Consider the following 22,768-nt stretch of genomic DNA (forward strand, 5'->3'; position numbering starts at 1 on the left):
AATAACTTCATGATCAACGGGGGCAGAAGGGGAGTGGGGTGCCTGGGGGGCCTGGGGGTTAGCGGGTGGCTAGGCGGGCGGCTCGGGCGTCGCGCTTCTCCTCGAAGCGGCTCGCGGCGCGGTCGAGGTCCGCCAGGTGGGTGGCAAGCTGCTCCTGGGCGGCCGCGCCGTCGGCGTCGAGGCCCGACACGTTGAAGACGTCCCACTGCCGCAGCACCGGCTGCAACACCTCGTCGCGGTGCTGGCGCAGGTCGTAGATGCCGGCCAGGGCGATCGCCACGGACTTACGGGCGAAACCCTCGATGCCGTTACCCGGCATCTGGAAGTCGGCCACCACGTCGGCGACCGCCCGCATGGCCTGGCTCGGGGCCAGCTCGAACGCGGCGGCGAGCAGATTGCGGTAGAAGACCATGTGCAGGTTCTCGTCGGCGGCCACCCGGGCCAACAGCGCCTCGCAGGCCGGGTCGCCGGTGGCCTTGCCGGTGTTGCGGTGCGAGATCCGGGTGGCCAACTCCTGGAACGAGACGTACGCGAGCGAGTGCAGCACCTCGTCGCCGTGGGCGTTGGTGTAGCCCTCCGACATGTGCGTCATCCGGGCCCGCTCCAACGCCACCGGGTCGACGGCGCGGGTGACGGTCAGGTAGTCGCGGATAGCGACGCCGTGCCGGCCCTCCTCCGCGGTCCACCGGTGCACCCAGGTGCCCCACGCGCCGTCGCGGCCGAACAGGGTGGCGATCTCGTGGTGGTACGAGGGCAGGTTGTCCTCGGTCAGCAGGTTCACGATCAGCGCGGTACGGGCCACGTCCGGGATCGTCGAGTCGGTCGGCGACCACGCCTCGCCGCCGAGCGGCCCGTCGAAGGTGCGCCCCTCGCTCCACGGCACGTACTCGTGCGGGAACCACTCCTTGGCCAGAGTGAGGTGCCGGTCCAGGTTGCGGGCAACCACCGGCTCCAACTCGACGAGCAGTGCGGTCTGACTCAGTGTGGTGCTGACGGTCACGAGAAGCTCCCTACGGTGGCGTAACTTACGCTACCGTAGGTCCCTGCGGCCGATAGCGCCAGTGGGGGCTCTCAACCGACCGTCGGCTTCAGGTCCTCCGCCGGCGGCATCCACTCCTGAGCGACTGCCGTGACCTGCTCACCCGAGCGGATGTCCTTCACCTCGTCCGGTGCTCCGTCGACGCCCGGGAACCAGACGTACGGAATCCCCCGCCGCTCGGCGTAACGGATCTGCTTACCGAACTTCGCCGCACTCGGCGACACCTCAGTGGGCACGCCACTGCGGCGCAGGGCCTCGGCCACCCGGTTGCTGGCCGTCCGCCGCTCCTCGTTGCTGACCGCGACGAGCACGGCGGTCGGCACCTCCCGGGAGACCGACAACGCCCCCGCGCCGAAGAGCAACCCGAGCAGCCGGGTCACACCGATCGAGATCCCCACACCGGGGTACGAGACCGCGCCCGCGCTGGCCAGGTTGTCGTACCGGCCGCCGGAGCAGATCGAGCCGAACCGCTCGTAGCCGCGCAGCTGGGTCTCGTAGACAGTGCCCGTGTAGTAGTCCAGACCGCGGGCGATGCGCAGGTCCGCCACGCAGAGGCCGGGCGAGTGCTCGGCGGCGGTCTCCACCACCCGGACCAACTCGTCGACGCCCTCGTCGAGCAGCGGGTCGCTCACCCCGAGCGCGCGGACGGCGTCCGCGAACGAGGCGTCCGGCGCGGAGATCTCGGCCAGCGCCAGACATGCCTTGGCCTGCGCCTCGCTCGCACCGGCGGTCTGGGCCAGCAGGTCGGCCACCTTCGCGGGGCCGATCTTGTCGAGCTTGTCGACAGCGCGCAGCGCCGCCTCCGGGTCGGTCAGCCCGATGCCCCGGTAGAACCCCTCGCAGATCTTGCGGTTGTTGACCTGGATGGTCACCGGCGGAATCGGCAACGAGCGCAGGGCGTCCCCGATGACCAGGGGCATCTCCGCCTCGTGGTGCGGGGCCAGGGTGTCCCGGTCGACGATGTCGATGTCGGCCTGGACGAACTCCCGGTAACGGCCCTCCTGCGGCCGCTCACCCCGCCACACCTTCTGGATCTGGTAGCGGCGGAACGGGAAGGCCAACTTGCCGGCGTTCTCCAGCACGTACCGGGCGAACGGCACGGTCAGGTCGAAGTGCAGGCCCAACTGGTCGTCGCCGCCCGCGCCCTCCGCGTCGGCGTGCAGCCGCCGGATCACGTAGACCTCCTTCGAGGTCTCGCCCTTGCGCAGCAACTGGTCCAGCGGCTCCACCGCACGGGTCTCCAGCGGCGCGAAGCCGTACAGCTCGAAGGTGGCCCGGATCCGGTCCAGCACGAACTGCTCGACCATCCGCTGACCGGGGGTCCACTCCGGGAAACCGGAGATGGGCGTGGGCTTGCTCATCGGCGTACTCCTTGCGGTTCCGCGCCCGCGGCGCGGTGGTGTCGTGGGTCCGCGCGCGGCGCGGAGAAGGTCTAGAGGCCCCGGGTGGGCGCCGCCGGTCGGCCGCCGCCGACCTGCGCCACCTCGACGAGGTACGGGTTGCTGACGCGCTCGCGACCGATGGTGGTGGCGGGCCCGTGGCCGGGCAGCACGACAGTGTCGTCGGCCAACGGAAGGATCTTGTCGCGCAGGCTGGTGAGCATGGCCGGCATGCTGCCGCCCGGCAGGTCGGTGCGACCGATCGACCCGGCGAAGAGGACGTCACCGGAGAGACACAGCTCGTCGGCCTCCCAGCCCGACCCGGCGCCCGGCAGCCGGAACAGCACCGACCCGCCGGTATGGCCCGGCGCGTGGTCGACAGCGATCTCCAGACCGGCGAGGGTGACTGTGGCGCCGTCGGTCAGCTCCGCCACGTCCTCCGGCTCGGTGTAGGTCAACCGGCCCCCGAACAGCGACGTCAGGTCGCTGGAGAGGCCCTTGGACGGGTCGGCCAGCATCTCCCGGTCACCGGGGTGCACGTAGGCGGTGATGCCGCGCGCACCGCAGACGGGCGCGACCGAGAAGGTGTGATCGAGGTGGCCGTGGGTGAGCAGCACGGCGGCCGGATGCAGGCGGTGCTCGGCGAGCAGCGCGTCGAGCTGGTCGAGCACCCCGATGCCGGGGTCGACCACCACGCACTGCTCCCCCGGCGCGGTGGCGACCACGTAGCAGTTGGTGCCGAAGGCGTCCGCGGGAAAGCCGGCCACGAGCACAGGCGCTGTCCTCTCCGTCGAGCAGTCGTCGTCCTGCCCAGCAGCCTAACCGGCGTGCCCACCGACTTCGCCGCGTCCGCCTCAGGCACCCCGCAGGGCACAGTGACAACTCCCGATAAGCGCTGCTCGGAACGGGGTGGAACCTCGTACACCACATTCCCAGTCGCTAGCCGTACACTCTGGCGGGCGTGTGGCGCGACACACGTGACGCCCGGACGGGCCGGGACGCCCGGCCGCCGGCGACGACCAGGTGAAGGAAAGGGGAGCACGGGTGGCTTCCAGCAGGGACCGGCAGCGCAAACTGGCGCGGGCCAAGCTCGACCGGCAGATGGCTCGCCGGGCCGCCAACCTGCGGCGCCGCCGGCAGATCCAGGCCGGAGTCGGGGCCGCTCTGATCCTCGTGTTGGTGGTGGCCGGCTCGGCCTGGGCGCTCGGGGCGTTCGACTCCGACCCGAAGCAGAACACGGACGCGGCGGAGACCTGCATCTGGACGCCGCAGGACGCGACCGCCAACACCAACCTCAAGGACGTCGGCACGCCGGCGACCAAGGACCTGCCCACCGACGGCACCCGGACGATGACGGTGACCACCAACCAGGGTGCGCCGATCACCGCCGAGCTGAACCTGACCAACTCCCCGTGCGCGACGGCGAGCATCGCCCACCTGGCGAGCCGGTCGTTCTACGACAACACCAAGTGCCACGAGATCACCGCGGACGGCGCGCTGCGCTGCGGCGACCCCAGCGGCACCGGCCTCGGTGGGCCCACCTACTCGTTCTACGACGAGGAACTGCCGACCGTGCCGTCGGCGTCCCCGTCAGCCAGCCCGGCCCCCGGCCAACCGCCGACGTACCCCAAGGGCACCGTCGCGATGATCTCCAACCCGCCGGGCAGCAACGGCAGCCAGTTCCTGCTCTTCTTCAAGGACTTCACCACCACCGACCCGAAGTTCCCGGTGATCGGCCGGGTGACCGGCGGGCTCGACGTGGTGGAGAAGATCGGCGCCCTCCCGACCGTGGACAATGGGACCGGAGCCAAGGTCAAGCCCAACACCGACGTGACGATCCAGAGCCTCACGGTCGGTGAGCCGGTCACCGGTGCGGCGCCGTCGGCCACCGGCGCTCCGGTCAGCAGCCCGAGCGCCGGCTGACCGGCCGCCACCACCCACCCAGTCGGCACTCAGCAGCAGACAGCCAGGAGGATCCAGGCGTGACGTCCACCAGAGAGCGGCAGCGCGCGGCGGCACGCGCCCGGCTCGAGAAGGAGATGGCCGAGCGCTCGGCCAAGGCCCGCAAGCGCCGGCAGACGCAGGCGATCGTCAGCGCGGGTGTCGCGCTGGTGCTCGTGGTCGCCGGCACCGTCTGGTTGGCGGTGAGCCTGGGCGGCGACGACGACAAGCCCGACACCACCGCCGCGGCGCCCGGGGCGTCCGAGTGCGCGTTCAACGCGCTGCCCACCGATCAGCGGCCCCCGCAGATCAAGGACGTCGGGCTGCCCAGCAACGAGCAGTCCGGCACCGGCGTGCAGACCATGACGATCGACACCAACCTCGGCCCGATCACCGCCAAGGTCGACCGTTCGCTGGTGCCGTGCACCGCCGGCAGCTTCACCTACCTCGCGGAGAAGAACTTCTTCGACAACACCAAGTGCCACCGCCTGGTGACCGAGGGCATCAAGGTGTTGCAGTGCGGTGACCCCAGCGCCACCGGCAACGGCTGGCGGGACACCGACGGCCAGGGCGGCCCGAGCTACCGCATGGCCGAGGAGAACCTGCCCACCGACAAGCGCCCGCCGTACCCGGAGGGTGTCATCGCGATGGCCAACTCCGGCCAGCCGGGCAGCACCGGCAGCCAGTTCTTCATCGTCTACGGCGACTCGCCGCTGGACCCGGCGTACACGGTGCTCGGCACCATCACCGGTGGTCTGGACATCGTGAAGGACGTGGCCAAGGCCGGTGACGACGGGGCGTTCGCCCAGCAGGCCGGTGGTGGCCACCCGAAGAAGGAGGTCGTCATCAAGGACCTCGCCATGAGCAACCCGCAGGGCTGACGCCCGAGCAACGACGAAGCGCCCGCCGGCTGAGCCGGCGGGCGTTTTCGTGTGTACGGGTCAGGCGCCGGAGGTCACCCGGTACGCGTCGAAGACGCCGTCGACCTTGCGGACCGTGGCCAGCAGGTGGCCCAGGTGCTTCGGGTCGGCCATCTCGAAGCTGAACCGGCTTACCGCCACCCGGTCACGGGTGGTGGTGACGGTGGCGGAGAGGATGTTGACCCGCTCGTCGGAGAGCACCCGGGTGACGTCGGCCAGCAGCTTGTGCCGGTCCAGTGCCTCCACCTGGATGGCGACCAGGAACGTCGAGGCGGAGGTGAGCTTCCAACTGACCTCGACCACCCGCTCGCTCTGCGCCCGCAGGTCTTCCGCGTTGGCACAGTCGTCGCGGTGCACGCTCACCCCGCCGGAGCGGGTGACGAAGCCGAACACCGAGTCCGGTGGGACCGGTGTGCAGCAGCGGGCCAGCTTGATCCAGACGTCGCTGACGCCCCGGACCACCACTCCCGGATCACTGCTGCTCTGCCGGCTGCGCGGTGGCCGGGTGGCGACGGCGGTCTCGGCGATGTCCTCCGCCGCGCCCTCCTCGCCGCCGTACGCGGCCATCAGCTTCTGCACCACCGACTGTGCCGAGACCTGACTGTCGCCGACCGCCGCGTAGAGCGACGCCACGTCGGCCAGGTGCAGGTCCCGTGCGATCGACATGAGCGCGTCGGAGGTGAGCATCCGCTGCAGGGGCATGCCCTGCTTGCGCATCGCCTTGACGATCGCGTCCTTGCCGGCCTCGATCGCCTCCTCGCGCCGCTCCTTGTTGAAGTACTGGCGGATCTTCGTCCGTGCCCGGGGGCTCTTGACGAAGCCCAGCCAGTCCTGCGTCGGGCCGGCCGTCTCGGACTTCGACGTGAAGATCTCGATCACGTCGCCGTTGGACAGCGTCGACTCCAGCGGCACCAGCTTGCCGTTGACCCGCGCGCCGATGCACTTGTGCCCCACCTCGGTGTGCACCGCGTACGCGAAGTCCACCGGCGTCGAACCGGTCGGCAGCGGGATGACGTCACCCTTGGGGGTGAAGACGTACACCTCCTGGCTGGACAGGTCGAAGCGCAGCGCGTCCAGGAACTCGCTCGGGTCGGCCGCCTCCCGCTGCCAGTCGAGCAGCTGCCGCAGCCAGGTCATCTCGTCGATGTGCGCCGGCGGGCCGACGATCTGGGTGCCCTTGTGCTCCTTGTACTTCCAGTGCGCGGCGATGCCGAACTCCGCGGTGCGGTGCATCGCGTACGTGCGGATCTGCATCTCCACCGGCTTGCCGGTGGGCCCGATGACAGTCGTGTGCAGCGACTGGTACATGTTGAACTTGGGCATGGCGATGTAGTCCTTGAACCGCCCCGGCACCGGCTGCCAGTTGGCGTGGATAACCCCCAGCGCCGCGTAGCAGTCGCGAACCGTGTCGACCAGGATCCGCACACCCACCAGGTCGTAGATGTCGTTGAAGTCCCGACCCCGCACGATCATCTTCTGGTAGATCGAGTAGAGGTGCTTCGGCCGACCGGTGGTCTCCGCCTTGATCTTGGCGGCCTTCAGGTCGGTCTGCACCTTCTGCGTCACCTGCCGCAGCAGCGCCTCACGCTGCGGCTGGTGCTCCCCGATCAGCCGGTTGATCTCCTCGTAGCGCTTCGGGAACAACGTGCCGAAGGAGAGATCCTCCAGCTCCCACTTGATCGTGTTCATACCGAGCCGGTGCGCCAGCGGCGCCAGGATCTCCAGCGTCTCCTTGGCCTTCTGCTCCTGCTTGGGGCGGGGCAGGAAGGTCAGGGTGCGCATGTTGTGCAACCGGTCGGCCAGCTTGATCACCAGCACCCGCGGGTCCTTGGCCATCGCCACGACCATCTTGCGGATCGTCTCGGCCTTGGCCGCGTCACCCAGCTTGACCTTGTCGAGCTTCGTGACGCCGTCGACCAGCAGGGCGACCTCGCCGCCGAAGTCGGCCCGCATCTGGTCGAGCGTGTACTCGGTGTCCTCGATGGTGTCGTGCAGCAGCGCGGCCACCAACGTGGTGGTGTCCATCCCCAGGTTGCCGAGAATCGTCGCCACGGCGAGCGGGTGGGTGATGTACGGGTCACCCGACTTGCGGTACTGCCCGGAGTGCCACCGCGCGGCCGTGTCGAAGGCGCGCTGGAGCAGCCGGGCGTCGGCCTTGGGGTGGTTGTCCCGGTGGCTCGCGATCAGCGGCTCCAGCACCTCGCTGACCTGGGAGGTCTGCCAGGGCGCGTTGAACCGGGCCAACCGGGCCCGGACCCGCCGGCCGGTGGGCGCGTTGGACAGCGCGAAGCCACCGCTGAACGACGGGTCGACGCCCGCGTCTGTCGGGAACGGCACCACCACCCCGTCGGCGCCGGGTGACGCCTCGGCAGTCGGCGGGGCACTGATCGGGGAGGCCGCGCTCTCGCTCGCAGCCCTGCTGGAGCCGTTGCCGGTGCCCGTCACCCGGGCCGGCACGTCGCCTGTCCGGTCGGTCACCGAGCCGTCAGCGTCGCCTGTCGGGTGCACCGTGCCCTCCGCCGGAGGGACGACATCGTGGGACACCGGCCTCCTCACCGCTCGCCGGAAACACACCGACCGAACATCGGTCGGCCTGGTCTCGCCTCGCCGGACGTGCGCCGCCGGCTTCGGCAAAGGGCAATGCTACCCGCACTGGCGGCCCCCTGCCGCTCCGCCGGACGGTCGGCACCGGCTTCACCTCGACCGATCCGCCACCAAACGATCGCGGGCCCGCCCAGAGGGCCTAAACGGTCAGCAGGGCGTGAACGGGACGCTGCGCCAACCGGTCCCGCCCACCCAGGAACCCGAGCTCCAGCAGCACCGTGAAGCCGGTGACGGTCCCGCCGGCCCTCTCGACCAGATCCAGCGTCGCCTCGGCGGTGCCGCCGGTGGCCAGCACGTCGTCCACCACCAGCACCCGGTGCCCGGCTGTGAAGGCGTCCTCGTGCACCTCCAGGGTGGCCTCGCCGTACTCCAGGGCGTAGGAGACCGAGTGCGCCGGGCGGGGAAGCTTGCCCGCCTTCCGCACCGGCACCACTCCCACCCCGGCGGCGTACGCGACGGCCGCGGCGACGACGAAGCCGCGCGCCTCGATGCCGACCACCACGTCGAAGGCGTCCCGCCCGTGGTACGCGATGATCCCGTCGACCACCTCGCGGAAGACCTTCCCGTCGGCGAACAGCGGCATCAGGTCCTTGAACAGGACGCCGGGCTTCGGGAAGTCGGGCACGTCCAGCACCCGGCTGGCGACCAGTCGGGCGGTCTCCGGACCGCTGTCCCCGCGCGCCTCGGTGCTGTGGGTCTCCGTCACGGCTGTCTCGTTTCCCTTCGACGACGAACGGCGTCCGGCAACAGCATGCCGGACGCCGTTCGGGTGTTCCCGTTCGGGTGTTTCGGTCAGGTCAGCGCCGCTTGGCGCCACCCGGCCGGTTGCCGCCGCCACCCGGGCGACCGCCCCGGGCGCCGGTCGGCCGCTTGCCCGCCGGCCGTGCGCCCACCTTCGGGGCGGCACCGGCCAGCGCCGCGGCGTCCGGGTCGAGCGGCTCGTCGGTCACGTCGGCCTGGGCGGGGCTCGCCGCACCCTTGCCGGTGACCTCGCCCCGGGCAATCGCGCCCCGGCGGGTCAGGACGCGCTTGTTGTGCGCCTGGATCCGCGGGTCATAGTTCTTCAGCAGCGCCAGCAGCGGCGTGGCCACCAGGATGGAGGTCAGGAACGCCACCGCCATACCGACGAACAGCACCAGACCGAGGTCCTTCAGCGTGCCGGCGCCGAGCAGGCCGGCACCGATGAAGAGCAGACCACCGACGGGCAGCAGCGCGACCACCGAGGTGTTCAACGACCGCATCAGGCTCTGGTTGACGGCCAGGTTGGCCGCCTCGCCGTACGTCTGGTTGTTGTTGGCGGTGATGCCCCGGGTGTTCTCCTGGACCTTGTCGAAGACCACCACCACGTCGTAGAGCGCGAAGCCCAGGATGGTGAGGAAGCCGATGATCGTCGACGGGGTGACCTCGAAGCCGACCAGCGAGTAGATACCGGCGGTGAGGATCAGGTTCATGATCAGCGAGGAGACCGCGGCGACGGCCATCCGCCACTCGAAGCGCAGGATCAGGTAGACCATCACCAGCGCGATGAAGATGACCAGACCGAGCACGGCGCGCTCGGTGACCTGGCTGCCCCACGCCTCGCTGACCTGGTTGTTGCTGATCTGGTCCTCGTTGATGCCGAGGTCCTCGGCGATCTGGGCCTTGACCGCGGTGGCCTGCTCGGCGCTGAGCTGCCCGGTGCGCAGCTCGTACGTGTCGCCACCGGTGCCGCCGACCTTCTGCGCGGTGACCACCTCGATGCCGGTGTTCTCCGCGGCGAGCGCCGAGTTGACCTCGCGCTCGGCGTCGTCCAGGGTGCCGACGCTGGCCGGCACCTGGAACGAGTTACCGCCGGCGAACTCGATGCCCAGGCTGAAGCCGCGAATCGAGAAGCTGAGGATCGCGATCAGGACCAGGACCCCGGCTACACCGAACCAGAGCTTGCGTCGGCCGACGATGTTGAGACCGGCCTCGCCGTTGTAGAGGCGGCTCGCCAGACCGTTTTGAGCCATCTCAGGCCTCCTTGGCGCGCGGGTTGCGGGGCTGCTGAGTCGGCTGGTTGCGAGCCGGGAGCGCCCGACCCAGACCACTGACCCGCGGGGACAGGAACGCCCGGGTCCGGGCGAACATCGTCATGATCGGGTGGCGGAAGAGGAACACCACGACCAGGTCCAGCACGGTGGCCAGACCGAGCGCGAAGGCGAAGCCCTTGACCGTGCCGACCGACACCACGTAGAGCACCACGGCGGAGAGCAGGGTGATCGCGTTGGCCGAGATGATCGTCCGGCGGGCCCGAATCCAGGCGCGGGGCACCGCACTACGCGGACTACGCCCCTCGCGGATCTCGTCTTTCAATCGTTCGAAGTAGATGACGAACGAGTCCGCCGCCACACCCAGTGAGACGATCATGCCGGCGATGCCGGCGAGGGTGAGCGTGAAGCCGATCTGCCGGCCGAGCACCACCAGCGCGCCGAAGACCAGCAGCGCGGAGAGGATGAGGCTCAGGAAGATCACCGAGCCGAGCAGCCGGTAGTAGAAGAACGAGTAGATGATGACCAGCAGCATGCCGATGCCGGCCGCGAGCAGACCGGCACGCAGGTGGCTGGCACCCAGGGTGGCGGTGACGTTCTGCGCTTCCTGCTGCTCGAAGGTCACCGGCAGCGCGCCGTAGCGGAGCTGGCCGGCGAGCGCGCTGGCGTCCTTCTGGTTGAAGTTGCCGGTGATCTGCGAGTTGCCGGTCAGCACACCCTGGATCTCCGGCGAGGAGACGATCTCGTTGTCCAGCACGACGGCGACCCGGCACTTGCCGTCCTGACCGAGCGCGGTCGCGTCGCAGGCCTGGCCCTCGTTGTTGAACGACTCGCGGGTCAGCGCGGTCCACTTGCTCTGACCGTCGCCGGTGAAGTCCAGGCTGACGACCCAGGAGTTGGTCTGGTCGAGCACCGCGTCGGCGTCGTCCACGTCGGTGCCGAGCACCTTGGCCTGGTCGAGCAGGTACTTCGACGCGCCACCCTCACAGGCGACGACCTGCTGCTTCGGGTCGGAGATCGACGCCGGCGGGCGCTTGTCGAGCTGCGTCGGGCAGCCGATCGTCGGCACGTTGAACTGCATCTGCGCCGGCAGCACCGCCACCTCCTGGGGCGACAGCGTGCCGAACGGCTTGAGCTTGTCGCCGAGGGTCGGGTCGGCGGTCAGGTCGGCCGGGGCCTGCAGCCCGTTGGCGGCCTGCCAGGCGGCGGCGCCGACCTTCTGCTCGACGGCCTTGCGCTGCTCCTCGATGCTGGCCGGCACCGGCTCGGCGCTGGCGCTGGCGCTCGGGGTCGGCGTCGCGGCGCTCGCCGAGGCGGAGGGCGTCGGGGTGGCGCTGGGCGACGCGGGGGCCATGCCACCCTGACCGCCACTGGGCGACGACGTCGCCTTCGGCGCACCGCTGCCCGACGGGGTCGGCGTCGCGCCGCCGGACGGGGTCGGGACGGCGCTGCCCGACGGGGTCGGCGTGGCGGCCGGCGGCGCGGTGATCGTCCCACTGCCGTCCGCCGCCTTCAGCACCTTGCGGAAGCGCAGCTCGGCCGCGCTGCCCACCTCGTCGAGGTTCCGGTTCTCACCGGGCAGGGAGATGACGATGTTCCGGTTGCCCTCGGTGACCACCTCGGCCTCGGCGACGCCGAGCCCGTTGACCCGGTTCTCGATGATCTGCCGGGCCTCCTCGAGGTTCTCCGCCGTCGGCGGCTTGCCGTCGACGGAGTTGGTCGCCTCCAGCGTCATCCGGGTGCCGCCGATAAGGTCCAGGCCGAGCTTTGGCTCGAGCCGGTCCTTGAAGCTGCCGTTGGCGCCGGCGAAGAACACCAAAAGATAGAGGACCACGAAGATGAACCCGAGCACGGCGAGCTGCCGCCCGGGGCGCATCTGTCCCTGAGGTGGTGCCACGGCTGTCCTGTCTCCCTGTACGGTCGCGCCGCTCTGCGCAGCGACGGCGGTGTCGGGCCGGTGATCCGCCCGACGGGTCTGCCTTGAGTCGACGAGAGGCCGGCACGAGGACCGGGCGGCGCGAATCGCCGACGGTCACGGGAACGTGCCGACGCCCGGCGTCGACCCAACTATCCAGTTTTCACGTCTCGTCCGCTGCCCCGTCGGGCGCGGCGACCCGGGAGACCGTGATCCAGCCGTACGCCGAACCCACCACCCCGGGTGGAGACGGTCAGTCCTTCGCGGTGTCCGCGTCCTCGGTGACCGGCTCGCTCGGCAGCTCCGCGCGGGTGACGACCCGGGCGATGGCCGGACGGGCGTAGCGGGTCTGCACGCCAGGCGCGACCTCGATCAGGACAGTGTCGTCCTCGATGCCGGTGACCGTGCCGTAGAGCCCACCGATGGTCACGACCTCGTCGCCGGGGCCGAGGTTGGACTGCATCGCCTCCGCCTCTTTGCGGCGCTTCTGCTGGGGCCGGATCATCATGAAATACATGACACCGAAGAGCAGGGCGATCATCAGGATCGGCGTGAAACCGCCGGCCCCGCCACCCGCTGCTGCGTAATGCACGGTTACTGACCTTCCCATTGGCCGCCTTCCGGACACCCGGGGGTGCCGGAGCGGAGGCGGATTCTCACGTCCTGTACAGACCGCGGCGAAGTCTAAACCCTGCACCTGAGAACACCGAATGCGGCACAGATCACGTTCACATCACGGCTGATCGGTATCCAAGGAGAACAGATCGGGCACCGGCGGACTATCTGCACCAAATGTACCATTCGGCGGAGTTCGCCCCAGGTGACGCCAAGCCGCCTCCGTGGCCACCCGCCCCCGTGGCGTACGGGCCAACAGACCGGCCCGAACCAGGAACGGCTCGCAGACCTCCTCGACAGTGTCCGGCTGCTCCCCCACCGCCACCGCAAGTGTGGACAGGCCCACCGGACCTCCCCGGAACGAGTCGACCAACGCGGTCAACACCGCGCGGTCCAACCGGTCCAGACCGAGCGCGTCCACGTCGTACACCGTCAACGCGGCACGGGCGGTCGCCAGATTGACCACCCCGTCGGCCCGCACCTCCGCGTAGTCCCGCACCCGGCGCAACAACCGGTTGGCGATCCGGGGCGTGCCCCGGGACCGTCCGGCGACCTCGGCGGCACCCTCGGCGGTGATCGGCACACCGAGGATCCGCGCCGAACGGTGCAGCAACGTCTCCAGATCCGCCGGAGCGTAGAAGTCGAGGTGCGCGACGAAACCGAACCGGTCCCGCATCGGCCCGGTCAACAGACCCGAACGGGTCGTCGCGCCGACCAGGGTGAACGGCTCGACGTCCAACGGGATCGCCGTCGCCCCCGGACCCTTGCCGACCACCACGTCGACCCGGAAGTCCTCCATCGCGCTGTAGAGCAATTCCTCGGCCGGCCGCGCGATGCGGTGGATCTCGTCGATGAAGAGCACGTCACCCTCGGCGAGGCTGGTCAGGATGGCCGCCAGATCACCGGACCGCTCGATGGCGGGGCCGCTGGTCACCCGGATGCCCGCACCCAACTCGGCGGCGACGATGTTGGCCAGACTCGTCTTACCCAGCCCCGGCGGGCCGGAGAGCAGGATGTGGTCCGGCGGCGAACCCCGCCGCATCGCGCCCTGCAACAACAGGTCGAGCTGGTCGCGTACCCGGTCCTGGGCGATGAACTCGGCCAACCGCTTCGGCCGGACCGTCGCCTCCGCGTCCCGGTCGGCGTCGCTGACGTACGCCGAGACGAGCCCGTCGGTCTCGCTCACCGGGCGGCCTTCGATCGCGACTGCGGGGCTCGCAAAACCGGCTCACTCCTCGCGCTCACCGCGCCGCTCTTCGATCGCGACTGCGGGGCTCGCAAAACCGGCTCACTCCTCGCGCTCACCGCTGCGGCCCTCCGTCGTCGCTGGTGACTCATCGGGTACGGCCCAGCAGGCGGATGGCCTGCTTGAGCAGGACCGGCACCGGCGGCGTCGGACCGTCGATCGTCTCCGCCACGGCGGCCACCGCCTGGTCGGCCTGACCGGCCGTCCAGCCCAGCCCGACGAGTGCCTGCCGGACCTGGTCCGGCCAGGCCCCGCCGGTCACACCGGCCGCACCGTCGGCGCCGATCGGCACCGGACCGATCCGGTCGCGCAGCTCCAGCACCAGACGCTCGGCACCCTTCTTACCGATGCCGGGCACCCGGGTCAGCGCCGCCGTGTCGGCGTTGGCGATCGCCTTGCGTACCGCGTCCGGGGTGTGCACGGCCAGCACCGCCTGGGCCAGGCGCGGGCCCACCCCGCTCGCGGTCTGGAGCAGCTCGAACAGCGACTTGGCGTCGTCGTCGGCGAAGCCGTAGAGGGTCAGCGAGTCTTCCCGCACGATGAGGCTGGTGGCGAGCCGGGCGACCTGGCCGACCCGCAGGTCCGCGAGCGTCCCCGGGGCACAGTGCACGGCCAGACCGACACCGCCGACCTCGATCACCGCCTGGTCTGGACCCGTCGCGGTCACCGTGCCGCGCACGCTGGCGATCATCGCGTTCCTCCTCGTCGTGCCCGATCGGCCGCCGCCGCCAACTTCGATCGGGTCCCTCCGCGCCAGATGTGACAGATCGCCAACGCCAGCGCGTCGGCGGCATCGGCCGGCTTTGGTGGCTCGGCCAGCCGCAGCAACCGGGTCACCATCGCTGTCATCTGCGCCTTGTCGGCCTGACCGGACCCGGTCACGGCCGCCTTCACCTCACTCGGGGTGTACGTCTGCACGGGCAACCCGGCACGCGCCCCGGCCAACACGGCGATGCCGCTGGCCTGCGCGGTGCCCATCACCGTCCGTACGTTGTGCTGGCTGAACACCCGCTCCACGGCGACGCTCTCCGGCTTGTGCTCCGCGACCAGCTGGGTCAACGACCGGTCCAGGTGCAGCAGGCGCAGCGGCAGCTCGTCGGCCGGGTCGGTGTAGACCACGTAGTACGCGACCAGAGTGCACGGCCGTCCCGGCACACCCTCGACCACGCCCACACCACACCGGGTCAACCCCGGGTCGACACCGAGCACGCGCACGCCGCCTCCTCCCCCAGCCGTCAGCAGTACGTGTGTTCGACACCCTAACCGTCGCCCTTCCCGCCAGCCCCACGGGACACGCCCTCCGCGCCTTGACCCGCCCCACGCCCCACGCCCCACGCCCCACGCCCCACGCCCCACGCCCCACGCCCCACGCCCCACGCCCCACGCCAAGATCGTCACAACATCGGGGATGTTGCTGCTTCCGACGTGCAAGTGGCAGCAACATCACCGTTATTGCGCGGATCTTGACGAAGAGGACCGCGCCGAACGGTCCGGGAGCGGGTCAGACGGTCCACAGCGGTCAAGGTTGCGCTCGATCCAGGATGTAGTGGCCACGGAACGCCGGGACACCACTACATCCTGGATGTTGCGCGATCTTGCTGGGGTGCACGGCGGGCAGGGCATGCGGCACGGCGCAGACGGCGCGGTGTGGGCGCGGCTGGCACGGGCGCGGCGCGACGGACGAGCGGCGAGCGCGGGCAGCGAGCGCCGGCGGCGAGGGCGCGGCGCGACGGACGAGCGGCGAGCGCGGGCGGACCACACAGCTTCGCCCTGGAGTATGTGTCGCCGACCCATGTGCCGGGGAGGGCGCAGCTCGTAACTTCTTGCGCCATGACGGCAGAACCCGTGGCGGTCCCCCACGTCGTACAGGTTGACCTCGCTGGCCGGACCGCCCTGGTAACCGGGGGTGGCAGTGGCATCGGGCGGGCGTGCGCCCTGCGACTGGGCGCGGCCGGCGCGAAGGTGCTCGTGGTGGACCGCAACCTGGATGCGGCGAAGGCGGTGGCCGCCGAGGCCGGCGGCCGGGCCGAGGGTGTGGACCTGTCCGACGCGGCGGCGGTGGACCGCCTCGACGTGGACGTCGACATCGTCGTGAACAACGCCGGGCTTCAGCACGTCGCGCCGCTTCAGGACTTTCCGGTCGAGCGCTTCGAGTACATCCAGCGGGTGATGGTGGAGGCGCCGTTCCTGCTGATCCGCCGGGCTCTGCCCCACATGTACGCCCGTGGTTGGGGGCGCGTCGTCAACATCTCGTCGGTGCACGGGTTGCGTGCCTCGCCGTACAAGGCCGCGTACGTCTCGGCCAAGCACGCCCTGGAAGGGCTGTCGAAGGTGGTCGCGTTGGAGGGCGCCGCGCACGGAGTGACGGCCAACTGCATCAACCCGGCGTACGTGCGCACGGCACTCGTGGAGAGCCAGATCGCCGACCAGGCGGTCAGCCACGGCATCGACGAGACCGAGGTGATCGAGAAGATCATGCTGGCCCGGGCCGCGATCAAGCGACTGATCGAGCCGGAGGAGGTGGCCGAGCTGCTGGCGTACCTCTGCTCGCCGCCGGCGGCGTTCATCACCGGCGCGTCGATCGCCCTCGACGGGGGCTGGACGGCCAACTAGTGGGCCCGAGCACAATGTCGACCATGTCATCGCCGGTGGAGTTCCTGGAGCTGCTCGCGCGGGAGGCCGCGGCGGTCGAGTTCGAGGGGCCGTTGGTGGCTGCCCGCGCCGCCGGGTTGCCGCCCGACCGGCTGGCCGAGCTGGAGCAGGCCAGGTCGGTGGCGTTGCGGGTCCGCGCGTTGTTGGAGCGCCGCCGCCGCCGCGAGACGGAGCTGTCCGGCCTGTACGACACGGTCAGCGACCTGGCCGGGCTACGTGACCTCGACGACGTGCTGCGGGCGATCGTGCACCGGGCCCGCAATCTGCTCGGCGCGGACGTGGCCTACATGACGTTGAACGACGACGAGCGCGGCGACACCTACATGCGGGTGACCGACGGGTCCGTCTCGGCCCGGTTCCAGCGGCTTCGGTTGCCGATGGGCGCCGGCCTCGGTGGCCTGGTGGCCCAGTCCGGGGCTCCGTACGTCACCGCGAACTACGGCGAGGACGCGCGCTTCCACCACACCGGCGAGATCGACGCCGGGGTCGGGGAGGAGGGCCTCGTGGCGATCCTCGGGGTGCCGCTACGGCTCGGCTCCACCTCGATCGGCGTGCTCTACGCGGCGAACCGGTCGGCCCGGCCGTTCGTCCGGGAGGAGGTGGCGCTGCTGGTCTCCCTCGCCGCGCACGCCGCGGTGGCGATCGACACCGCCCGGCTGCTGACCGAGACCCGCTCGGCGTTGGCCGAGTTGTCGGCGGCGAACACCACCATCCGGGCGCACAGCAGCTCGGTGGAGCGGGCGGCGGCGGCACACGACCGGATGACGGCGCTGGTGCTGCGCGGCGGTGGTGTGGAGGACGTGGCGGCCGCGGTGACCGAGGTGCTGGGCGGCGCGCTGCTGGCACTGGACGCCGAGGGCCGTCTGCTGGCCCGGGTGGGCGAGATCGACGAGCCGGACCGTGCGGACATCGTCGAGGCGGTCGCGGCGTCGCGTACCGAGGGGCGCAGCGTGCGCCGCAGCCCACTCTGGTACGCGGCGGTGGTGGCGGGCACGGAGAACCTGGGCGCCCTGGTGCTGCGTCCGGACGACGAGCTGGTCGACGCCGATCAGCGGATCCTGGAGCGCGCCGCGCTGGTGACCGCGCTGTTGCTGTTGTTCCGTCGGACGGTCGCGGAGGCGGAGGGTCGGGTCCGTGGCGAGCTGCTGGACGACCTGATCGCCCGCCCGCTGCGGGACACCGACGCGTTGCGTAGCCGGGCCCGCCGGCTCGGGGTGGACCTGGACGCGCCGCACGTGCTGGTGGCGGTGGGCGACGCCGCGATCGCCGCGACCGGCTCGGCTCGGCAGCGGGTGCTGTCCTGGGCCACCACGTACGCCTCGGCGCGCGGCGGACTGGCGGCGGCACGCGACGGCCGGGTGGTGCTGATGCTGCCGGGGCAGGACGCGGGTGGCAGCGCTCGCGCGGTGGCGCGGGACCTGTCCCGGGTGACCGGCCGTCCGGTGACCGCCGGGGCGAGTGGCCCGTCGAACGGGCCGGGGAAGCTGGCCGCCACGTTCCAGGAGGCGGACCGGTGCCTCACCGCGCTGGGCGCTCTGGGCCGCTCCGGTCAGGGTGCGAGCACCGTGGAGCTGGGGTTCGTCGGGTTGCTGCTGGGAACGGTGGGTGACCGGGGCGAGAAGGACGTGACCGAGTTCCTCAGCGCCACCGTCGGGCCGGTGGTCGACTACGACGCCCGGCGCGGGACGGCCCTGGTGAAGACGCTGGAGGCGTACTTCGGGGTGGGTGGCAGCCTGGCCCGGGCCGCCGAGCAACTGCACGTGCACGTCAACACGGTGACCCAGCGGCTGGAGCGGGTGGGGCAGTTGCTCGGCGCCGACTGGCAACGGCCTGACCGGGCGTTGGAGGTGCAGCTGGCGCTGCGCCTGCACCGGCTGCGCGCACCGGCCGGCTGACCGCCCCACCAGCCCGACCCCGGGCCCGGCGTGCAGAGCCACGCCCGGCCCGGTACGCCGGGTCAGCGGGCGCGGATGCCCTCCAGGACGGCGTCGACGACCCGTTCGGGCAGGGTCTGCTCGTCCAGGTCCGGGTTCCACTGCAACACCCGCTGGATCAGCATGGGCCCGGTGAGCAGCGCCATCGTCACCTCCACGTCGATGTCGGCGCGGAGCACACCCTCGTCGATGCCGCGTCGCAGCACCTCGCGCATCAGCTGCCGGCGGGGCGAGATGATGTTCTGGTAGAGCTGGAACTGGTCCGCGCTGCGGTTCACCGCGGGCACCAGGCAGGGCATGATCTTCGCCGCTCGTGGGTCGACGTTCTTGCCGATTGCGCCGACCAGCAGCACCAGGTCGTCGCGGACGGAGTGACCGGCCGGCTTCGCCAGGACGCCCTTGAGTCGCCGCAGCGCGTCGAGCAGCAGGGCGTCCTTGCCGGCCCAGCGGCGGTAGATGGTGGCCTTGCCGACCCCGGCACGGGCGGCGATGGCCTCGATCGAGAGCGCCTCGATGGTGCTGCCCTCGGCGAGCAGGTCGAGGGTGGCTTCGATGATCGCCTCGTCGGCGCGGATGCTCCGCGGTCGCCCGGGCGACCGCGGAGCATCGGCAGTGGACGTCATGTCCGACATTCTCCCCGGACCTATGCCGTGCCGGCCAACTCGGGCTCGGCGACCGGGGCCGCCGGGGCGAGGCTGGTGTCCTCCCGACCGGGCATCCAGCGCAGCACCACGATGATTCCGAGGGCGGCGATGATCCCGGAGAGCCCGGCCGCCCAGTGCATGGCGGTGACGAAGGCGTCGTTGGCGGCCGAGATCAGCGCTGGCGCCGCCGGGCCGAGCTGGCCTGCCGCCGCGTACGCCCCGGAGATCGACTCGTTGGCCGCGTCGCGGGCACCGGTGGGCAGCCCGGTCAGCGCGTCACCGATGTCGCTGCGGTAGACCGCGGAGAGCACGGAGCCGAGGACCGCGACACCGAGCGCACCGGCCACCTGACGGATGGTGTTGCTGACGGCGGAGCCGACACCGGCCTTCTCGCGCGGCAGCGCCGACATGATCGACTCGGTGGCCGGCGGCATGATGTTTGCCATCCCAGCGCCCTGGATGAGGAAGACGAGCAGCACGACCCAGATCGGGGTGGAGGCGCCGATGAAGACGAACGCGGCGAGCGAGATCACGGTCAGCGCCAGCCCCACCGTGGCGACGGCCTTGCCGCCGTAGCGGCGGACCATCGCGGCGCTGCGGGGCGCGAAGATCAGCTGGGCGCCGGCGAAGGGCAGGAAGAGCAGACCGGTCTCCAGCGGGCTGTAGCCCCGCACCAGCTGAAGGTAGAACGAGCCGAAGAACATCGAGCCCATCGCGGCGAAGAACACCAGGCCGACGATGGCGACCGGGGCGGCGAAGCGGGGCACCTTGAACAGTCGGACGTCCAGCGACGGGTGGTCGCTGCGCCGCTCGTGCTGGACGAACCAGGCCAGCACAGCGATGCCGACGAGGATCGAGCCCCAGGCCATCGGGCGGTCGAAGCCGTGCTCGCCGCCGTCGATGATGCCGTAGGACAGGGCGACCAGACCGACCACGGAGAGCAGGACGCCGAGCACGTCGACGCGGCCCGGGCGTGGGTCCCGCGACTCGGGGACCAGCAGGGCCACCAGGACCACGCCGGCGACGACGACCGGCACGTTGATCAGGAAGACCGAGCCCCACCAGAAGTGCTCCAGCAGCGCGCCGCCGAGGATCGGGCCGATGGCCACGGCGAGACCGACGGCACCGGCCCAGACACCGATGGCCCGGCCACGCTCACGCGGGTCGAAGACGTTGGAGATGATCGACAGGGTCACCGGCATGATGGCCGCGCCGCCGACGCCCATGAGGGCGCGGGCCGCGATGAGCTGGCCAGGGCTCTGGGCGTACGCGGAGAGCAGCGACGCCAGGCCGAACAGCGCCAGACCGACCATCAGGAAACGCTTGCGCCCGGCACGGTCGCCGAGAACTCCGAAGGTGAACAGCAGCCCGGCGAAGACCAGCGTGTAGGAGTTGATGGCCCACTCCAGCTGACCCTGGCTGGCGCCGAGGCCGTGCACCGGGTCGGCCAGGGTGCGCAGGGCCACGTTGAGGATCGTGTTGTCGAGGACGACCACGAGGAGGCTGATCACCAGCACCCCCAGGATCGCCCACCTCCTCGGGTGGCCCGTGTTGTTGTGCAGCTCCATGCCTGGTTTCCCCCCACGCTTCACCCGCGGCGCAATACGATACGGGTCAGACTCGTAACGTGGGTCAGCCTACGACCCCCATTAACGATACGGCACCGATCCGTATCGTATGTGGTGGGCATCACCCCCCGGAGGCACGTCCAGACAGGCAGCGACCGCGTCCGGCAGCGAGCCGAGGTGCGCCGCCGGCCGGGTCAGCGGCTCGATCCAGCCCGGCCCGGCGCCGTACACCCGCAGGTGGGGGAAGTCCCGGGCGAAGCGCACCAGCCGGTACGCGCGGCCCGTGACCGGCGTCTGCGACCAGAGCACCACGGTGTGCGGGCGCGCGCGGTGAACCGCGCCGGCCAGCGCCGGCCAGGGCAACGTCGGGCCGAGATTCAGACAGCCCCGCCCCTGTTCCCGCAGCGCGGCCGCCAGCGCCTGCAGGCCGAGGTTGTGGGCCTCCCTCTCGACGCCGGCCAGCAGCAACCCGCCGGCGGGCAGTGGGCGGCCCGGCTCGCGCCGGTACACGTCGAACGCGACCCGGACACCCTCGCTGAGGGCGTGCTCGACGACGACCTCCGCGGCGGTCCGCCCCGGCAGCCGAGCCAGCAACGGGCGGCAGACCTGCTCCCAGAACGCCGACACTCCCCACGCCTCCGCCAGTTCCAGCGCCAGCGTGGCGACGCCGTGACCGTCCAGGTCCTCGGCTGCCGACAGGACCTGCTTGTGCGCGATCTCCACAGCCTCGGCCGGCATCGGATCGGTCAGCACCAGACGTACCCCCGGGTAGATGGTTTCCACCCGGGATTCGCTGAAACAACGCGCCGTGGATGCGCCGTCGCGGATTTGACCGCGGGCGGGCGTGCGCGAACCTCACTCCCGCACGTCACCGGCTTGACCCGGTCTCCTAGGTTGATGATCCACACAGCCCAGCGGAAGGTCCCACCCCATGCCCGTCGGCTTCACCATGGCGATCGTCTTCGCCGTCGCCCTGGCGGTCAGCGCCGTCCTGGCCCTGGTCGCGCCCGCGCGGCCGTTGAAGCGGATGGCCGCCCTCGCGGCGCTCGTCTTCCTCGCCCTCACCCTGCTGGTCGGCGTCACCGCCAGCGCCCACTCGGTGCCCATCCGCTCGGTCGGCATCGTCACCAGCTTCGGCAAGCCCACCGGCGAGGTGACCGGCTCGGGGCTGAAGTGGGTGGCGCCGTGGCAGAAGGTCGGCGAGTGGGACGCCGGCCGGCAGAAGTACGACCACATCGGCGGCGACAACTGCGTACGGGTCCGCACCGGCACGCTCGCCGACGCGTGCGTCGAGGTGCTCGTCGAGTGGCAGGTCAAGCCGGAGAACGCGCCGAAGCAGTTCATGGACTACAAGGGGGACTTCGAAAGCTTCCGGGGCCAGCGGGTGGGTGTGCAGCTCGACAGCGCGGTCAACGACGCGTTCGCCGCGTACAACCCGCTCGAGAAGATCGACGCCCAGACCGGGGACCTCAACGTCGACCTGAAGCCCTTCGCGGCGAACATCAAGACCAGCGCGGAGACCCGCCTCGCCACCGACGTGGACATCCTCTCGGTCACCATCACCCGGGTAAACCACGACGACAAGACCGAGGGCAACATCAAGGCGTTCCAGGACAAGCTGGCCCAGACCCGCAACCTGGAGCAGGATCGCAAGAACGCCGAGATCTCCAAGCAGATCACCGAGACCAATGCCAAGGTCGACAAGGTGACCCGCTGTCTGGAGATCGCGGAGAAGAACGGCGCCAACCCGGGCCTCTGCATCAACCCGGGCATCGTCACCGGCAAGTGACGACCGCCCGAGAGGAGAGCATCATGACCGACGCCAGCGTGCGAGGCCCGCAGCCTCGGCGAGGGACGATCCAGCGGATGGACAACGTCGCCATCGTCGTCGACGACCTCGCCGCCGCCGTGGCGTTCTTCGTCGAACTCGGACTTGAGCTGGAAGGCGAGGCGACAGTCGAGGGCAGCGCGGTGGATCGCCTCGTCGGCCTGGAGGGAGTGCGCTCGGACATCGCGATGATGCGCACCCCGGACGGCAACGGACGGGTCGAGCTGACCAAATACCAGACGCCGCCCAGCCGAGAGGGTGACCCGGGCGCGCCGACGAACACGCTGGGCGCCCATCGCATCATGTTCGCCGTCGACGACATGGACGACATCCTCGACCGTCTGCGCCCGCACGGAGCCGAACTCATCGGCGAGCTGGTGCAGTACGAGAACAGCTACCGGCTCTGCTACCTGCGCGGCCCCGCCGGCATCGCCATCGCACTGGCCGAGCAGACCGGATAACACCCCGGGCATC

20 protein-coding genes are annotated in these 22,768 nt (G+C 70.8%); 6 read left to right on the top strand and 14 right to left on the bottom strand.

Translation table 11 applies throughout. From position 1 onward, the window contains the following. Positions 1–58: 58 nt before the first annotated feature. The 3 genes from O3438_RS11210 to O3438_RS11220 all read right to left on the bottom strand — a co-directional run bounded on the left by O3438_RS11210 (position 59) and on the right by O3438_RS11220 (position 3,191). Positions 59–1,000 carry an acyl-ACP desaturase gene (locus O3438_RS11210; RefSeq protein WP_269679906.1) on the bottom strand — a complete coding sequence of 314 codons (942 nt, stop codon included), beginning with the start codon at positions 998–1,000 and terminating at the stop codon, positions 59–61. Between the two features lie 71 nt (positions 1,001–1,071). Beyond that, a complete protein-coding gene (gene hisS / locus O3438_RS11215) occupies positions 1,072–2,400 on the bottom strand; it encodes a histidine--tRNA ligase (RefSeq protein WP_269679907.1) in 1,329 nt (442 codons plus the stop codon). A 71-nt stretch (positions 2,401–2,471) separates the two neighbouring features. Continuing rightward, a complete protein-coding gene (locus O3438_RS11220) occupies positions 2,472–3,191 on the bottom strand; it encodes an MBL fold metallo-hydrolase (protein WP_269679908.1) in 720 nt (239 codons plus the stop codon). A 271-nt stretch (positions 3,192–3,462) separates the two neighbouring features. Here O3438_RS11220 and O3438_RS11225 point away from each other — a divergent pair, with 271 nt between their 5' ends. Both O3438_RS11225 and O3438_RS11230 read left to right on the top strand, forming a co-directional pair. Continuing rightward, positions 3,463–4,341: a peptidylprolyl isomerase gene (locus tag O3438_RS11225; RefSeq protein WP_269679909.1), complete on the top strand. Its 879-nt coding sequence runs from the start codon at positions 3,463–3,465 to the stop codon at positions 4,339–4,341. Positions 4,342–4,400: 59 nt separating this feature from the next. Then, positions 4,401–5,240, top strand: a complete 840-nt coding sequence (locus O3438_RS11230; protein WP_269679910.1) for a peptidylprolyl isomerase — start codon at positions 4,401–4,403, stop codon at positions 5,238–5,240. Positions 5,241–5,300: 60 nt separating this feature from the next. Here the strand turns inward: O3438_RS11230 and O3438_RS11235 are convergent, their stop codons facing one another. From O3438_RS11235 to ruvC, 8 genes are all read right to left on the bottom strand, one after another. Continuing rightward, positions 5,301–7,823: a RelA/SpoT family protein gene (locus O3438_RS11235; RefSeq protein WP_269679911.1), complete on the bottom strand. Its 2,523-nt coding sequence runs from the start codon at positions 7,821–7,823 to the stop codon at positions 5,301–5,303. A gap of 199 nt (positions 7,824–8,022) precedes the next feature. Further along, positions 8,023–8,589 (bottom strand): adenine phosphoribosyltransferase, encoded by a 567-nt coding sequence (locus O3438_RS11240; RefSeq protein ID WP_269679912.1) that lies wholly within the window; start codon positions 8,587–8,589, stop codon positions 8,023–8,025. Between the two features lie 91 nt (positions 8,590–8,680). Then, a complete protein-coding gene (secF, locus tag O3438_RS11245) occupies positions 8,681–9,874 on the bottom strand; it encodes a protein translocase subunit SecF (protein ID WP_269679913.1) in 1,194 nt (397 codons plus the stop codon). A 1-nt stretch (position 9,875) separates the two neighbouring features. Beyond that, on the bottom strand, positions 9,876–11,789 hold the full coding sequence (secD, locus tag O3438_RS11250) for a protein translocase subunit SecD (protein ID WP_269679914.1): 1,914 nt from the start codon (positions 11,787–11,789) through the stop codon (positions 9,876–9,878). A 271-nt stretch (positions 11,790–12,060) separates the two neighbouring features. After that, a complete protein-coding gene (yajC, locus tag O3438_RS11255) occupies positions 12,061–12,417 on the bottom strand; it encodes a preprotein translocase subunit YajC (RefSeq protein WP_269679915.1) in 357 nt (118 codons plus the stop codon). Between the two features lie 123 nt (positions 12,418–12,540). Next, positions 12,541–13,608: a Holliday junction branch migration DNA helicase RuvB gene (ruvB, locus tag O3438_RS11260; protein ID WP_269679916.1), complete on the bottom strand. Its 1,068-nt coding sequence runs from the start codon at positions 13,606–13,608 to the stop codon at positions 12,541–12,543. A gap of 148 nt (positions 13,609–13,756) precedes the next feature. Next, positions 13,757–14,359: a Holliday junction branch migration protein RuvA gene (gene ruvA / locus O3438_RS11265; protein WP_145783848.1), complete on the bottom strand. Its 603-nt coding sequence runs from the start codon at positions 14,357–14,359 to the stop codon at positions 13,757–13,759. Further along, positions 14,356–14,883 carry a crossover junction endodeoxyribonuclease RuvC gene (gene ruvC, locus O3438_RS11270; RefSeq protein ID WP_269679917.1) on the bottom strand — a complete coding sequence of 176 codons (528 nt, stop codon included), beginning with the start codon at positions 14,881–14,883 and terminating at the stop codon, positions 14,356–14,358. The genes ruvA and ruvC overlap by 4 nt, the downstream gene beginning before the upstream one ends. 615 nt (positions 14,884–15,498) lie before the next feature. Between ruvC and O3438_RS11275 the strand changes: the two genes are divergently transcribed. Next, on the top strand, positions 15,499–16,281 hold the full coding sequence (locus O3438_RS11275; protein WP_269679918.1) for a 3-hydroxybutyrate dehydrogenase: 783 nt from the start codon (positions 15,499–15,501) through the stop codon (positions 16,279–16,281). A gap of 14 nt (positions 16,282–16,295) precedes the next feature. After that, the gene (locus tag O3438_RS11280) at positions 16,296–18,215 is read left to right on the top strand and encodes a helix-turn-helix domain-containing protein (protein WP_269679919.1); all 1,920 of its coding nucleotides are present in this window, start codon (positions 16,296–16,298) and stop codon (positions 18,213–18,215) included. 62 nt (positions 18,216–18,277) lie between these two features. Here the strand turns inward: O3438_RS11280 and O3438_RS11285 are convergent, their stop codons facing one another. From O3438_RS11285 to O3438_RS11295, 3 genes are all read right to left on the bottom strand, one after another. Continuing rightward, positions 18,278–18,886 carry a TetR/AcrR family transcriptional regulator gene (locus tag O3438_RS11285; protein ID WP_269679920.1) on the bottom strand — a complete coding sequence of 203 codons (609 nt, stop codon included), beginning with the start codon at positions 18,884–18,886 and terminating at the stop codon, positions 18,278–18,280. Between the two features lie 11 nt (positions 18,887–18,897). Beyond that, positions 18,898–20,466, bottom strand: coding sequence for an MFS transporter (locus O3438_RS11290; RefSeq protein WP_269679921.1), 1,569 nt, complete (start codon positions 20,464–20,466; stop codon positions 18,898–18,900). 81 nt (positions 20,467–20,547) lie between these two features. After that, the gene (locus tag O3438_RS11295) at positions 20,548–21,249 is read right to left on the bottom strand and encodes a transcriptional regulator (RefSeq protein WP_269679922.1); all 702 of its coding nucleotides are present in this window, start codon (positions 21,247–21,249) and stop codon (positions 20,548–20,550) included. A gap of 148 nt (positions 21,250–21,397) precedes the next feature. Between O3438_RS11295 and O3438_RS11300 the strand changes: the two genes are divergently transcribed. Together O3438_RS11300 and O3438_RS11305 are read left to right on the top strand one after the other, a co-directional pair. Continuing rightward, the gene (locus O3438_RS11300) at positions 21,398–22,255 is read left to right on the top strand and encodes an SPFH domain-containing protein (RefSeq protein WP_269679923.1); all 858 of its coding nucleotides are present in this window, start codon (positions 21,398–21,400) and stop codon (positions 22,253–22,255) included. 23 nt (positions 22,256–22,278) lie between these two features. Beyond that, a complete protein-coding gene (locus O3438_RS11305; protein WP_269679924.1) occupies positions 22,279–22,755 on the top strand; it encodes a VOC family protein in 477 nt (158 codons plus the stop codon). Positions 22,756–22,768: the final 13 nt, after the last annotated feature.

Origin of the sequence: Micromonospora sp. WMMC250 (genome assembly GCF_027460215.1) — a bacterium.
Classification (GTDB): Bacteria; Actinomycetota; Actinomycetes; order Mycobacteriales; family Micromonosporaceae; genus Micromonospora; species Micromonospora taraxaci.